The sequence below is a fragment of the Rahnella sp. PD12R genome (assembly GCF_019200965.1).
GTDB lineage: Bacteria > Pseudomonadota > Gammaproteobacteria > Enterobacterales > Enterobacteriaceae > Rahnella > Rahnella laticis.
Window position 1 is genome coordinate 86943 of record NZ_JAHTMS010000013.1, and the last position, 14600, is coordinate 101542.

Consider the following 14600-nt stretch of genomic DNA (forward strand, 5'->3'; position numbering starts at 1 on the left):
AAGGATGTTTTTCCAGCACGAAGCTCTGTAGACCACAAAAGTAGAAGGATGTTTGATGAAAGTCGCAGTGAATTTACTGCTGGTGGCAGGATGTTTTGCCAGTGTTGAGGCGTTTGCTCAGATTGATGAACCGGATATTGCGAACGATTGCGTAAAAGCGGGCATCTATGCGGCCGCCGGAAAAGTGGCGTACCAGCAAGGGGACATCGCCAAAGCGCGGGAAATTTTCCGTAATCAGGTGGCCTGGAGTGAGTTTTGCCACAAACCGCAGGACCAGATTGCGACGGCTTACAACAATATCGCGCTGACCTACATAAAGCAGGGAGATTACCTGAAAGCTAAAGCCTGGTTGATGCTGGCGCCTGCGGACAAAAAATCACAGTACAATCTGGGTCAGATCCAGCCAAAACTGGATGCCTTACCGCAGCCGGAATCTCCGGCGGGCGTTTACTGGCAATATGCCGGTTTCGGCAGCTGGAATCTGGTGGAAGTCAAAGCGGAAGAAGCGCAGTTCAAAATCGATTTTACCGGTATGTACATGGGGCAAATGTCGTTGTACTACGGCCCGAACACCGGCGATTTCTCCGTCGTGACGGCGGTGAAAGATAATTACGCGGTATATCACGAAGCCGACGACGCCTCTGCGGGCGGCGGCCAGTGCAGCGTGGATATGAAATTTGATGCCGCCAGCGTCATGCTGCACACCACCGGCGACTGCGGTTTCGGACAAAACGTCCGCGCTGAAGGGCAGTTTGTCAGGGTGACGCAGTAGGTTGTGGTGAGGATTTTCAGGTAATAAAAAACCCGCGTTATGCGGGTTTTAACGTCATGACCAGCCGGTGTAATCCGCTGGTGTCCACCGTTTGTTCTGCTATCCACAAGCTCCGGTTTGCCTGCAACTTCAGCCAGTACTCTGCTGAGCTTCCCAATACCGCTGCCAGCTTAACCGCCATTTCCGGCGTCACGGCCATTTTCCCTGTCACGATCCGCTGAGCCGTTGAAGGCGCAATGTGCAGAGCGCGGGCAAATTCACGCACGCTGACGTTCAGCTCATCCAGCGTTTCTGCAATCAGTTCACCGGGATGAGGTGGGTTATGCATGTTCATCAGTGATAATCCTCATAATTGACGATGTAAGCATTTCCATCGATAAATTCAAAGGTGATACGCCAGTTGCCCGAAACCGTAACTGCCCATTGTCCATATCGGGAACCTTGTAAGGCATGCAGTCCGTAGCCGGGGCGATCGATATCGCCGATAAACTCAGCCGCATGAAGAGTTGCCAGCCGGAGTCGTAGTTTTTTTGCATGTTCAGCGTTGATGCCTGAGGTCGAGCCGGACGTAAAAAAACGACCGAGCCCTTTGTGTTTGAAATCCTTAATCATCCGTTGCATCCTGCGTGTTGCGGCTTACGCAACAGTATAAAGAGTGTTGCGTGTGAAGCAACACCCTTTGTCAAAAATGAATAGTTTCAGGTGTACGACGCCAGATTTCCTGCGAGTCCTACGCCTGAGTTTCCGCCGGATAAGGGCCAAAGCGGTTATCTTCAGGATCGCTTTTGAAGAACATCAGGATCAGGTTAAAAATAGGGCAGAGGATCCACCAGCCGCTGTAACCGGCATCGTGATTACGGCGAACCATAACTGCCAGACCCGGTAAGAATGCGAATAAAGAGTAAATCGTCGAGATAATCCAATCATCGCCAAATAACAGGGCAAACAACGTTACGCCTAATGAAATAAGGCCATTAAAAAGGGTAAACCACCAGTACTCCCTTCTTTTCGCCCGGCCAGAAAATGTGGAGTAATTCTTTATTGCCTTGATATACCAATTCATAATATTCCTTTATATAAATTGAGGTGGGTAATCCCAGAATGAATAGGATTTTCCCTGTACCATTTTTGGGGAAGTGTAATGCCGTGCGGAGTCTAATACGGGGAAAGTGAGGCTTCAATTACTGATTAATGCGTTGTTATTGTTTAATAAAGAACGTTTTGGCTGTTTAGGAAAGGCGGATGGCTAACGTAATGATAAATAGTAAATAGAGTTCCTCTGTATTTTCTGAAAATAAAAAACGGCGATAAATAATATCGCCGTCAGATTTTATTCATTATTTAAGAAAGAGTATTTACTGCGGCCACTTCATTTCGCCTTTCAATACTTTTGCACTCAGCTGTAATGAAGAATCGTCTTTCAGTTGCGGATAATGTTTTTTCATCGCAGCGACCAGCGCGGCGGAATCTTTAGCTTTTGGCAGTTCTTTTTCCAGCGTCAGCAGATAGTTGCGGGTGAATTTCACGGCTTCCAGCGTCTGAGAAGCGCCTGGCAGGAAATGTCCCGGCACCACAACGGACGGTTTCAGCCCGGCGATTTCATCCAGCGCTTCGACCCACTGTTTGCGCGATGTCGTGGTTTGCGTATCGGCAGTCCAGACATGCATGTTGTTGCCATTCACCAGCACACCGCCAACGACGGCTTTCAGCGACGGGATCCACACGAAAGTGCGTTCCGCATCCACGCCCTGAATTTCAAACTTGTGGCCTTCCAGCTCGAAAGATGAGCCTTTCAGTGGAGCCGGAACGACGACCGATTTCGGCGCGTTGTCTTTCAGCTGCGGGCCCCAGAAAGCGACTTTGCCGTCTTTGGTGGCGTTGATCTGATCGACCGTTGACTGTGTGGCGATAATTTTAGCCTCCGGGAAAGCCGCGTGGATCACGTCCAGACCAAAGTAAAAATCCGGATCCGACTGGCTGATGTACACGGTGGTCAGCTTTTTGCCGGTTGCTTTGATCATCTCCACCAGTTTCTGCGCGTCATTGCGCTGGAACTGTGCGTCGATCAGCACCGCGTCTTTTTCACCGGTAATAATTTCGGAAGACACCGGAAATACGCTTTTTTCACCGGGGTTATAAACGTCCATTTTCAGCGCGGTGGCGGCATGAGCGGACAGGCTGCTGCCCAGCAGGGCGGCAATCAGGGTCAGGGGTTTCAGGGACAGGCGCATAGCATTTCCTCAGAGAGCAAAAATAATCACGTTCAGTAAGCATCTACTGTACGTTGCATATTCCGCGGGAAAAACCGGATAATGCGCAACTGTTTGTTGCATAAACCGGACGAATCATGGACAGAATTACCGCTGCACAAGTCTTTGTTGCCATCGTGGAACGCGGAAGCATGATCAATGCCGCCGAGTCGCTGAATATGTCGCGGGCGATGGTGACACGTTATTTGTCGGAGATGGAAAAGTGGTCGGGCGCGCGCCTGCTGCACCGTTCCACCCGCAAGCTCAGCCTGACCGATGCCGGTGAAAACACGCTGGCGCGGTGCCGGAAAATGTTATCGGTCGCGGCGGAAATGGGCAGCGTGGCCGATACCGGCAGTGAAGCGCTGCGCGGTTTACTGCGCCTGAGTTGTTCGCAATCTTTCGGGCAGGGCGCGGTGGTGATTGCCGTCAGCGAGTTTTTGCGGCGTCATCCGCAGGTGAGCATTGATCTCCAGCTGGAAAGCCGGGCCATCAATCTGGTGGAAGACCGTATCGATCTGGCGCTGCGCATCACCAATGATCTGGATCCGAACCTGATTGCCCGGCCACTGGCGATGTGTCCGTCGGTGGTGTGCGCCTCTCCGGCGTATCTTGCCGCGCAGGGAACGCCGCTGCATCCGCAGGATCTGAGCGTCCACAACTGCCTGACGTACACCTATTTTGGCAAAAGCCTGTGGCAGTTTGAGCATCAGGGCGAAAAAGTGACGGTGCCGGTAAGCGGTAATCTGAGCGCCAATGAATCGCTGGTGTTGCTCACCGGCGCGGTGGAAGGCGCGGGGATTGTCATGCAGCCTTATTACTCGGCGGCGCCGCTGATTGCCCGCGGGCAACTGGTTTCCCTGCTGGAAGGCTGGCAGCCGCAGGAAATGGGGATTTACGCGATTTACGCGTCACGGCGGCAGATGCCTGCGGCGCTGCGTGCTTTGCTCGATTTCCTGGTGGAATGGTTCAAAGGGCATCCGCGCTGGCTGTCCCTGACGGATGAAAAGCGCTGAGCCGCTGCGCAAGGCGCTGACTGGAATCGGTTCCTTTTCCGCTTTTATCGCAATTTATGCAATGTATTGTTATGTAAAGATTAATCTGGATATTGAACGTTTTGCAGGCAGTCAGGGCACAGACTGCGTCTGGTCAAAAGTGTGATCAACGTGGTATTTAAGCCAATCCGGTGGAATACCGGAGCCATTAAACATAACTAAAATATCCGGAGTTTTTATGCCTGTCGCACTCCTGGCACTGGCGCTAAGCGCATTTGCCATCGGTACCACCGAATTCGTCATTATGGGGCTGTTGCCCAATGTGGCGGGTGATCTGAATGTCAGCATTCCTTCCGCAGGCTGGTTAATCAGCGGCTATGCGCTGGGCGTGGCTATCGGCGCGCCAATCATGGCCGTGCTGACCGCCAAACTGCCGCGCAAGAAAACCCTGCTGCTGCTGATGAGCATCTTTATTATCGGCAACGTGATGTGTGCGTTGTCCTACAGCTACGGCTTCCTGATGCTGGCGCGCGTGATCACCGCACTGTGCCACGGCGCATTCTTCGGGATTGGCGCGGTCGTGGCGGCCAGTCTGGTGGCACCGAACCGCCGTGCTTCTGCGGTGGCGCTGATGTTTACCGGCCTGACGCTGGCAAACGTGCTGGGTGTTCCGCTGGGCACCGCGCTGGGGCAGGCTTTTGGCTGGCGTTCAACTTTCTGGGTTGTGGCCGTCATCGGCGTGGCGTCGCTGTTTGCGCTGTATAAAAAGCTGCCGGATAAGAAAGAAGAAGAACCGACGGATCTGCGTAAAGAAATCCGTGCGCTGGGCAGCCTGGGTTTGTGGCTGTCGCTGTCGATTACTATCTTCTTTTCTGCGGCGATGTTCGCACTGTTCACCTATATCGCGCCAATCCTGACCGAAATCACCGGCGTTTCTGAGCACGGCGTCAGCTGGACGCTGCTGCTGATTGGCCTCGGCCTGACCATCGGTAACGTGGTTGGCGGGCGTCTGGCGGACTGGCGTCTGGGCGTTTCCCTGACCATGACTTTCCTGCTGATCGCCGTGTTTTCCGTGCTGTTCAGCTTCACCAGCGTGCATCTGGTGGCCGCGGAAATCACGCTGTTCATCTGGGCGATGGTGAACTTCGCCGCCGTTCCGGCCTTGCAGGTGAATGTGGTGACGTATGGCAAACACGCGCCCAATCTGGTGTCGACGCTCAATATTGCAGCCTTCAACGTGGGTAATGCGCTGGGTGCCTGGGTGGGCGGCGTGGTGATTGAACGCGGGCTGGGCCTGAGCGTTGTCCCGCTGGCGGCGGGCGGTTTGGGCGCTGTCGGCTTTGTGCTTTGCGTGATCACTTTCCGACGGGCGGCGAAAAAGGCTGAGAAAGCCGTCGCGTAACCTGTAAGAAATGTGTTGAAAGAGCCACGCGGAATGATTTCTGCGTGGCCTTTTTTTTGCTTTTTTCTGAGGTGACGTGATCAGAAGCGGATTTCGCCGCCCGCGATATACGTCCGGCCGCGCGCTGTGTTAACCGACGTGCCCGGGTCATTCTGGCCGTACATAGAATTCAGTTTATTCAGGGCTTCTGAATAATCTTTATCCATCAGGTTCTGCACGGTGAATTTCAGCATCACGTTACGGTTGATTTCGTAAGTGCTGTAGAGATCGACAATCGTCGGGATCTTCGGCATATCTTCGTTTTCCAGCGCGCCGGTTTGTTCGTTGAAGTTCTGATCCGGTGAGGTGCGGCGGGTTTTCCCCGTGTATTTCACCAGCGAGCCTACGGTCAGGGATTCATCGAGGAAACGCACGCCGGTATCCACCGTGAAATACATCTGCGGCAGCTCGTTAATATTGCCGACGCCAAAGGAACCGGTAGCGATCGACGTCGGCTGATTGGTGTGTTCCTTGCTGAACGAAAGTTTTGCGAAGGCGCGTCCTGCATCATATTCCGCTTCAATCTCGACGCCGTGTGTGCGCACCGGCGACAGGGAATTCACGTAGATATACATGTTGTCGGAATACTCATCGCTGGCATCTTCCCAGTCGTTTTGAATATTTTCGCCAATGCTGCATTTGCGGCCATTACGGCACACCATAAAGGATTCGCTGTAGATGTAATTCTTGATTCTGCTGGTGTAATACAGGGCTTTCAGGCGGAAAGCATCCTCTTCAAACAACAGGTTACCGGCGGTGGAGTTGAAACCAATCTGGTAGGTTTCAGCCCGTTCGCCTTTCAGGAACGGGTTCATGGACGCGCCGCCTGAGTTGGAGAAAAACACTTCCTGAACGTTCGGCCCGCGCATGGATTTGCTGTAGCTGACAAACGGCTGGAACCATGGCCGGACTTCCGCCGACAACATGACCGACGGGTTAAATCCGTCTTCGGTTAAATGAATATCCTGGCCACCCTGCGGGAAACAGGCAACGCGCGGATCGCACGCCGGTTTGTATCCGCTGAGATCGTAATAGCTGTAATTCAGGTCAAAGTTGGCCTGCCAGATGCCTTTTTTCAGCTCCAGCCCGGTATACAGGCTGTAAACATCCTGTTTGCCGGAAGGCTGGAAAGTGTTGTTCTCGATGGACTGTTCTGCCGCATCCGGGTTATCCGGATCCCAGGCGTTGCTGTTGATGTTTTTATCGTACTTATTTCGCATCAGCTTACTGCCATAACTCCACGCTAAATCCACGTCAGCGAGCGTAAAGCGCGAGGTGTTATTAATATCGAGAGCGTCGGACTGATTGCTGGCATCGGTATTATAAAAAGTATAAAGCGTGTCCTCGTTATACTTTTGATTTCCGCGGCTGGTGCTCAGCATCAGATTAAAATCCACCAGCTCAGAGAAGGGCGTGAAATGATATTTCATAGAGAAGTCATCGCTGCGGATATCACGCTGGGTAAATTTATTCCCGTAATGCCGCCCGGATAATTCAATAGAGTTAAATTCATCCGGTTTAATATCCACTTTCACTAACTGGGATTTCGGATTCTGGCGGTAACTCTTTTCGTAGCCGAAATCGCTGCTGTTCTGACCGTCGCCATTTTTGAAATCAGCATCGATAGAACTGCCGCTGATGGCCGCCATAATGCCAAAACTGCCGGTGTCGGTGAAGGCGTCTGTTTTGCCCGCCACCGCCACCATGCCGCTTTCGCCGATGCCGTTATTCCCGGCGGAAAAGCGGGTGCGGATCCCGAACGGATTACCGGAAAAAATCACGTCATCCACGCCGATAGTGCGCAGGTTGGCGCTACCCGCGAGGGCGTTAACCCCGGCTGAACCAGCGCTGGAGCCGCGCGAGACATCAATGCCGACCAGGAAATTCGGGTCGATCAGTGCGCCCGCCGCGCTGCTCGTCGAGCCGTGGGAAATCCCGCCCGGTACTGAGGATCCGTAGAAGTTTTGGGTGACGCCGTCGATCATGGTGTTGACGCGGCCAAAGCCGGACATTCCGCGAATATTGACGTCTACCGTGCCCTGGCTCGGGTCAATCTGCGTGAAGGTGCCGGGTATGCCGCGCAACACGGAATCGGTCGATTGCAGGTTGGTGTTTTCGCCGCGCGAGCTGAACGCGCCGGGCTTTGCCATCGCTTCATGTTCACTGTTTACTTTTGCCGCAGAAACTTTCAGCGGGCTGAAGGCGACGGTTTCTTTATTACTTTCTGAATCTGTGGTGTCAGCGAATGCCAGCGGTGCGGCCAGCGTTAAACCGGCACTTAATATGCCGGTGAAAAGTGTATTTTTCATATTCCCTCGAGGAGCGATATTTTCTAATTGTTATTGCCCTGCATTGCGTTCCGTAAATTAAAAACGGGGACTGCGATTATTATTATTTTTGTCCATCTCAAGGATGAAACTGTATTCCTGCGCCGTATTTTTCAGGCGGTTCAGGCGGCCTGATTTCCCGCCGTGCCCGGCAGCCATTTCGGTGGACAGTAAGATCAGGGAATTCCCCTGATTCATGGCGCGTAATCTGGCGACCCATTTCGCCGGTTCCCAGTAGGGCACTTGTGAGTCGTACAATCCGGCCGTCACAAACAGATTCGGGTAAGCGGCTGGTCGCACATTGTCGTAAGGGCTGTAGGATTTGATGGTCCGATAGGCGGCGGGCTGCGCCGGATTTCCCCACTCTTCGTACTCGCCTTCGGTGAGCGGTAACGTCGGATCAGACATGGTGGTCAGCACATCCACGAAAGGCACCTGCGCCACGACCGCGTGAAACAGCGCCGGTGCCTGATTGATAACCGCGCCCACCAGCAGGCCGCCCGCGCTGCCGCCCTGAGCATATAAATGCCCCGGCTGGCCGAAACCTTTCTCCGCCAGCGCCTGCGTGGCATCAATAAAGTCATTGAAGGTATTCGGTTTTTTGTCGAGTTTCCCTTGCTGATACCACTGCTGGCCCAGCTCGCCGCCGCCGCGAACGTGGATCAGCGCGAACACAAAACCGCGGTCCAGCAAACTGATGCGGCTGGCGCTGAACGCCGGATCCATGCTCATGCCGTACGCGCCGTAGCCGTACGCCAGCAGCGGATTCCGGCCTTTCTTAAACAGCGATTTGCGATACACCAGCGAAACCGGCACCTGCACGCCGTCGCGCGCGGTAATCATCAGCCGCTGACTGGCGTAATTGGCCGGATCCACGCCTTCGACCGGCTTTTGCTGCAACAGCGTGCGGGTACCGGTCGCCATGTCCCATTCATAAATCGTGGTTGGCGTGGTCATCGAGGAATAGCCGTAACGCAGTTTGTCGGTTTCCGGGCTGGGGTTGGAACCCAGCCACGCCATGTAACTTTCTTCATCGAACGGCACGGTTCGCGTTTTGTGATCTTCCCGGCCAATCTGTTCCAGCTGCACGCGTCCCTGACTGCGAACCTGCAACACCAGATGGCGGCGGAACAGCGCGAAGTTTTCCAGATCACGATTATCGTCTGGCGCGATCAGCGTTTGCCACTGACCTGTGATGTCAGTTGTCTGATACAGACCGAAATGCGGGCTGTGCAGGTTGGAGCGGATGTAGAACTGGCCGCGGTAATGATCCAGATAATATTCAACGCCCGCACGACGTGGCGCGAAGCGCTGCGGAACCGCCAGCGGACTGGCGGCCGGGATCAGATGAACTTCAGACGACGTACTGCCGCTGCTGAGAATAATCAGGAACTCACCGGACGCCGAACGGGAAAGGCCGAGGTAAAATCCGCCATCTTTCTCTTCGTAAACCCGCGCGTCCTGCGCCACCGGTGTGCCGATTTTGTGGCGATAAACCTGATACGGCATCAGCGTTTGCGGGTGATTACGGATGTAAAACAGATAATTTCCGTCGGCGGACCACGCCATACTTCCCGAGGTATTGTGCAGTACGTCGTTTTGCCAGCGGCCGGTGTTGAGATTGCGCAGGCTGACGACAAACTGGCGACGCCCCTGCGTATCTTCGGCAATAGCCATTTGCTGATTATCCTGACTGATTTCCAGCCCGCCAAACTGATAAAACTTTTTGCCCGCCGCACGCTGGCTGGCATCGGCCAGCGTCTGCCAGACGGTATTTCCGCCAACCGGCTGACGCAGATATTGTGCGTAATCCTGGCCCGGCAAATAGCGCTGCCGATAGCGATAACCGCGTAATTCGTAGGGCACGGATTCGGTGTGTTCGCCCTGACGCACGCGCATTTCCTGATACAGCGTGTTGGTCAAATCTGACCAGCGCGACATCACCTGCGCGCTGTACTGGTTCTCCGCACGCAGATAATTCAGGACCTTAGGATCCTGCCGGGAATCGTCGCGCAGCCAGTAATAATTGTCCGTCCGGCGCTCGGTTGCACTGCTCAAAATATGCGGATGTTTTTCAGCGACCGGCGGCTGGAATTCAGCGGTTGCCGTCGCGCAGAAAAAGAGAGTCCCCGCCAGTAACAGCGTAATAAAACGTGAAAAAGTCATAGTGGCCCGATCATATTGAAAACAATAAATATTCCCTGAAAAACTCAGGAATAAAGGTATTAACCGTTTGGTTTTACGACTTCCGGCTGCCGCCGTCGCTGAGCGTGAATTCCAGCGGCATACTGACCGGTACTTGTCCGGCTTTTAGCATATCGCCCGGCGGTGGCGGCAGCGGGCTGGCGCGTTGCAAAACAGCCAGCGCTTCGCGATCCATCGACATCGTGCCGGAAGATTTCAGCAGGCGGCTGCTGACAATTTCTCCCCGCGCATCCACGACAAACGCCACCTGCGCGACGCCCGTCCGGTGGCGCGCAATCGCATCCTGCGGATATTTTTTCAGGCGGTTGAGCTGCACCTTCACCCGGTTTTCCCATGTCACTTTCGCGCTGGCGGACTGCGTGGAATCGCTGTTCATCGGTGCGGCGATTTTGTCGGAAAGGCTTGCGGTTGCCGGTGGCGCGGCGGCACTGGCAGCGGAAGCGCGGGTTTGATCCTGCGAGCGCTCCTGCGTTTTCTGTACCGGTTTCGGGCGCTTTTGCTGTTCTTTCGGTTTCTTATGCTGCTGAACCAGTTTGATTTCCGCGCTTTCATCGACCGGCGGCGTGATGTTTTTTTGTTGCTGTTGCACGGCTTCCTGCTGGCTGGACGCAGCCGAATCCACCGCCTGCACAATGCCTACCGGCAGCGGTTTAGTCAGTTGGGTATTTTCGATATCAGCGGAGAACGTCAGCATGACGGCGGGCGGCGGCAGCTCGACAGGTGACGGTACGGGCGCGGACCACAGGAAAAATGCGGCCAGTGCGACGTGAATCGTCACTGATAAGAGAAGCCCGAGGCTCCGGCGCTGAGGACGGAAGATAAACGCCGCAGCAGCCGGAGATCCGGAAGGAGAGTAAGTCGCCATTTAGTCCATTAAAATGATAATGAGATTCAATATTATTTGGTAATAGTAATCATTTGTAATGGGTCTTAACAAGAAACTTTCGATTCCTCCACAATTTAATTTCAGTAGGCACAATGAGTTAGTGGTTATCAGGGCGCGGATTTCGCCGTCGCGGCTGCCGTCGTCCAGACAAAATCGGCCTGTGATTTATCAATCACCACGCCTTTTTCGGCCAGTATCAGAACGGCGACAGTCGCCTGAGGATCCAAATCCTGAATATGCACCGGCACACCAATACTTTTTCCGGCGTGATAGCCCCCGGCAATCAGCAATGCGGGCGCAGGCGCGGCCAGCAGACGCTCAGCCATGCGGCGGTCGCGTTGTTGCTGAATGGCGAGCATCGCGTGTAACTGCTTTGCATCGATATTTTGCTGATGAGAAGTGCGGATGGTGTCGCTGATGGCATCGCGAACCCGCGGATCTGCCGCGTGAACGCCCGCCGGGAAGACGGGTTTTTCGTAAAATGCCATGATTTCACTGCGATCCAGATTGGCGGAAAGCAGCGGATACGGCGCTTTCATCGCGGTCATCACCACATCGCCGTACATCGACCAGTCCCAGCTTTTCTGCCAGTTAATCAGCTCTGCAACCCGGGCAGGCCGCGCTTGCGCGCCGGTTTGCAGCCAGGCTTTTACCTGATCGACTTTCGGCTGCTGATCCGGCGTCAGCATTTCCATCAGCACGCTGCCTTGCGGGCGGATCTCCGGCAGGCGCTGAACCAGCCAGTTTTCAATCTGATGATGCGCGGGATTGTCATGTTTTTCGCCGACGATGACCCTTGGCGCGGCGGCAAGCTGGCGGAGCAGCTGATCCGGTGTCAGCGTTTTTCCGGTGCGCAAATCCTGAATCTGGCCTGAAGGCGCTGTGGCGGGAACGGCGGTATTGTGCGGTGCGGTCGAGCAGGCAGTCAGTGCAAGCGTGGCCAGAAGTAACAGCTTTTTCATTGTGATCCTCATTTTCCATAGCGGGACAGTGCCCGCATGTTATGGATAATGATTATCATTTACAAGATCAGCCGCCGACGACCACCTCGAGGCGTTCTGCGAACCGTTGTGCCTGCTGATGACAATGTTCGGTAAACGTCGTGACCAGCGCGGAAGCGGGGCGGTGCAGCGGTTTGATCAGGCTGACGGTAAACGGCACGGCGACGCTGAATTCGCAGATCACCACGCCGTGGTCGCGTTCGGCATAATCCAGCGCCGTCAGCGGATTGACCACTGACACGCCCGCACCTTCACGCACCATGCTGCACACAGAGGCGGCGCTGTGTGTTTCCATCACCAGCCGCCGGGTAACCTGCTGCTCGGCGAACAGCGTATCCAGTAACTGCCGGTAGCTGTCGGTAGCCGACAAACTGATAAAGTTCAGGCCGCTGAAATCCTGCGGTGTCAGGCACTTTTTCGCCGCCAGCGGATGACCTGCGGGCAGCACGCAAACTTCGTTGAGCGTCAGCAGCGTCTGACGTTCAGTACCGGCGGGCGTCTGGGTGTTTTCCGTCAGCCCCAGATCATGACGCTGCGCCGACAGCCACTCTTCCAGCAGCGGCGATTCCTGCGGCACGATGTTAAAACTGACGTCAGGATACTTGTCGAGAAACGGTTTACAGACCGCCGGTAGCAGCGACTGGCTGAAAACCGGCAGACAGGCGATCGACAACTGCGCCTGCTCAAACTGGCGGATCCCTTCCGCTGCGCTGATGATCCGGTCCAGCCCGTAATACGATCGCTGCACTTCTTCAAACAGCCGCAAACCCTGCACCGTCGGGTATAAACGCCCGCGCAGACGCTCAAATAACTGGAGATCCAGCAGCTTTTCACAGCGCGCCAGCTCGCGGCTAACCGTTGGCTGTGAAGTATTGAGCAGTGCGGCGGCTTCGGTCAGGTTGCCGGTGGTCATCACGGCATGAAAGATTTCGATGTGGCGCAGGGAGAGAGCGGGCATGAGTTTATCGCATTCCGGCAAGGCATTTAGCCATATCATAAATGAATAGACTGGCCTGAAATAGATATTTTATCACCGCTTCATCAGCCGTCATACTGAACGAAATATGACAGCCTTCATCTGACGGAAAATCTTATGCCACGCGCCCTGAACGATACGTCCACTGCACTTAACGCCGCGAATTTGCTGGCGCTTGTGCAACAATTTGGTTGCCCGGTCTGGGCGTATGACGCTGAAATCATTAAGCAACGTATTGCACAGTTACGTGAATTTGATGTGATCCGCTTTGCGCAAAAAGCCTGTTCGAATATTCATATTCTGCGCCTGATGCGCGAGCTGGGCGTGAAGGTGGATTCGGTATCGCTGGGCGAAATAGAACGTGCGCTGGTGGCCGGTTTTATTCCGGGGCGTGAAAACAGTGAAATCGTGTTTACCGCCGATGTGCTGGATCAGCCGACGCTGGAACGCGTAACGGCGCTGGATATCCCGGTCAACGCCGGTTCCATTGATATGCTCAGCCAGATTGGTCAGCACAAAGCCGGGCATCCGGTGTGGCTGCGCGTGAATCCGGGCTTCGGCCACGGCCACAGCCAGAAAACCAATACCGGCGGTGAGAACAGCAAACACGGGATCTGGCATGCCGATTTACCGCAGGCGCTGGCTGAAATTGCCCGTTACGGTCTGAAACTGGTGGGCATTCATATGCACATTGGTTCCGGGGTGGATTACGGCCATCTTGAGCAGGTTTGTGATGCGATGGTTCGCCAGGTCATTGAAACCGGACAAGATATTGAAGCGATTTCAGCGGGCGGCGGGTTGTCGATTCCGTATCATTTTGACGAAGAATCTATCGATACCGGCCACTATTTTGGTCTGTGGAACCGTGCGCGTGAGCAAATTGCGGCACACCTCGGGCATGAAGTGAAACTGGAAATCGAACCGGGGCGTTTCCTGGTGGCGGAATCCGGCGTGCTGGTGGCGCAAATCCGCGCGGCGAAAAACATGGGCAGCCGCCATTTCGTGTTGTGCGACGCCGGGTTTAACGATCTGATGCGTCCTGCGATGTACGGCAGTTATCACCATATTTCACTGTTACCGGCAGATGGCCGCGATCTCAGCGGTCAGCCGCTGACGGAATCCGTGATTGCCGGGCCTTTGTGTGAATCCGGCGACGTATTTACCCAGCAGGCAGGCGGCGGCGTTGAAACCTTCCCGCTGCCACCGGTGCAGATCGGCGATTATCTGGTGTTCCATGATACCGGCGCATACGGTGCATCGATGTCTTCCAACTACAATACCCGTCCGCTGCTGCCGGAAGTGCTGTTCGAAAATGGCGTTCCGCGGTTGATTCGCCGCCGTCAGACGGTAGATGAACTGATTGCCTTAGAGTTATAATTTTTAGCATCTCCCCCTGCTAAGGGGGAGATGCCGGACTCACGCCTTCTCAAACATCTCTTTGCGCAGTAACACGATTTCTTCGGCCAGTTCGCGGCACAGCATGGCGGTCATCAGATGATCCTGCGAATGCACCATAATCAGATTTACCGGTATTTTCCCCACGCCTTCATCCAGCCCGATCAGCTGCGTCTGCACTTTGTGCGCGACGCGCGCCGCATCGTCTGAGGCTTTCAGCATGGCATCGGCCTGCCCCCATTCCTTTTTGCGGGCGTGCTGAATCGCCATCATCGCGTTAGAACGCGCTTCCCCGGCGTTGATCAATAACTCCATTACCGTTTGTTCCAGATCGAATTCCATCGACATCTCCA

At 54.6% G+C, this 14600-nt stretch carries 14 protein-coding genes; 4 read left to right on the forward strand and 10 right to left on the reverse strand.

The window, feature by feature from the left end; genetic code table 11:
* The first annotated feature begins 55 nt into the window (after window positions 1–55).
* Window positions 56–772 carry a tetratricopeptide repeat protein gene (locus tag KWG64_RS21550; protein ID WP_195825497.1) on the forward strand — a complete coding sequence of 239 codons (717 nt, stop codon included), beginning with the start codon at window positions 56–58 and terminating at the stop codon, window positions 770–772.
* 37 nt (window positions 773–809) lie between these two features.
* Here the strand turns inward: KWG64_RS21550 and KWG64_RS21555 are convergent, their stop codons facing one another.
* The 4 genes from KWG64_RS21555 to KWG64_RS21570 form a co-directional block, all read right to left on the reverse strand.
* Window positions 810–1106, reverse strand: coding sequence for a HigA family addiction module antitoxin (locus KWG64_RS21555; protein ID WP_104924579.1), 297 nt, complete (start codon window positions 1104–1106; stop codon window positions 810–812).
* Complete coding sequence (locus tag KWG64_RS21560) at window positions 1106–1384, reverse strand: type II toxin-antitoxin system RelE/ParE family toxin (protein WP_218523080.1); 279 nt, start codon at window positions 1382–1384, stop codon at window positions 1106–1108. Before KWG64_RS21560 ends, KWG64_RS21555 begins: the two co-directional genes overlap by 1 nt.
* Before the next feature lie 118 nt (window positions 1385–1502).
* Window positions 1503–1835 carry a DUF805 domain-containing protein gene (locus KWG64_RS21565; protein WP_218523081.1) on the reverse strand — a complete coding sequence of 111 codons (333 nt, stop codon included), beginning with the start codon at window positions 1833–1835 and terminating at the stop codon, window positions 1503–1505.
* Between the two features lie 292 nt (window positions 1836–2127).
* Complete coding sequence (locus tag KWG64_RS21570; protein ID WP_218523082.1) at window positions 2128–3003, reverse strand: MBL fold metallo-hydrolase; 876 nt, start codon at window positions 3001–3003, stop codon at window positions 2128–2130.
* A gap of 116 nt (window positions 3004–3119) precedes the next feature.
* On the opposite strand from KWG64_RS21570, the gene KWG64_RS21575 reads away from it, so the two are divergent.
* Window positions 3120–4037, forward strand: a complete 918-nt coding sequence (locus tag KWG64_RS21575) for a LysR family transcriptional regulator (protein WP_195815727.1) — start codon at window positions 3120–3122, stop codon at window positions 4035–4037.
* Window positions 4038–4254: 217 nt separating this feature from the next.
* Entirely contained in the window at window positions 4255–5418 is a 1164-nt protein-coding gene (locus KWG64_RS21580) for an MFS transporter (RefSeq protein ID WP_195815728.1), read from the forward strand.
* An 80-nt stretch (window positions 5419–5498) separates the two neighbouring features.
* Here KWG64_RS21580 and KWG64_RS21585 read toward each other — a convergent pair whose 3' ends face one another.
* The 5 genes from KWG64_RS21585 to KWG64_RS21605 all read right to left on the reverse strand — a co-directional run bounded on the left by KWG64_RS21585 (window position 5499) and on the right by KWG64_RS21605 (window position 12834).
* Complete coding sequence (locus KWG64_RS21585) at window positions 5499–7766, reverse strand: TonB-dependent receptor domain-containing protein (RefSeq protein WP_218523083.1); 2268 nt, start codon at window positions 7764–7766, stop codon at window positions 5499–5501.
* A gap of 57 nt (window positions 7767–7823) precedes the next feature.
* Window positions 7824–9950, reverse strand: coding sequence for a S9 family peptidase (locus KWG64_RS21590; protein WP_218523084.1), 2127 nt, complete (start codon window positions 9948–9950; stop codon window positions 7824–7826).
* Window positions 9951–10023: 73 nt separating this feature from the next.
* Complete coding sequence (locus tag KWG64_RS21595) at window positions 10024–10854, reverse strand: energy transducer TonB (RefSeq protein WP_218523085.1); 831 nt, start codon at window positions 10852–10854, stop codon at window positions 10024–10026.
* 128 nt (window positions 10855–10982) lie between these two features.
* On the reverse strand, window positions 10983–11837 hold the full coding sequence (locus KWG64_RS21600) for a ChaN family lipoprotein (RefSeq protein ID WP_218523086.1): 855 nt from the start codon (window positions 11835–11837) through the stop codon (window positions 10983–10985).
* A gap of 67 nt (window positions 11838–11904) precedes the next feature.
* Window positions 11905–12834, reverse strand: a complete 930-nt coding sequence (locus KWG64_RS21605; protein WP_218523087.1) for a LysR family transcriptional regulator — start codon at window positions 12832–12834, stop codon at window positions 11905–11907.
* Between the two features lie 135 nt (window positions 12835–12969).
* Here KWG64_RS21605 and lysA point away from each other — a divergent pair, with 135 nt between their 5' ends.
* Window positions 12970–14229, forward strand: coding sequence for a diaminopimelate decarboxylase (lysA, locus tag KWG64_RS21610; protein ID WP_218523088.1), 1260 nt, complete (start codon window positions 12970–12972; stop codon window positions 14227–14229).
* A gap of 39 nt (window positions 14230–14268) precedes the next feature.
* Here lysA and KWG64_RS21615 read toward each other — a convergent pair whose 3' ends face one another.
* Window positions 14269–14589 carry a PTS lactose/cellobiose transporter subunit IIA gene (locus tag KWG64_RS21615; protein WP_218523089.1) on the reverse strand — a complete coding sequence of 107 codons (321 nt, stop codon included), beginning with the start codon at window positions 14587–14589 and terminating at the stop codon, window positions 14269–14271.
* Between the last annotated feature and the right edge of the window lie 11 nt (window positions 14590–14600).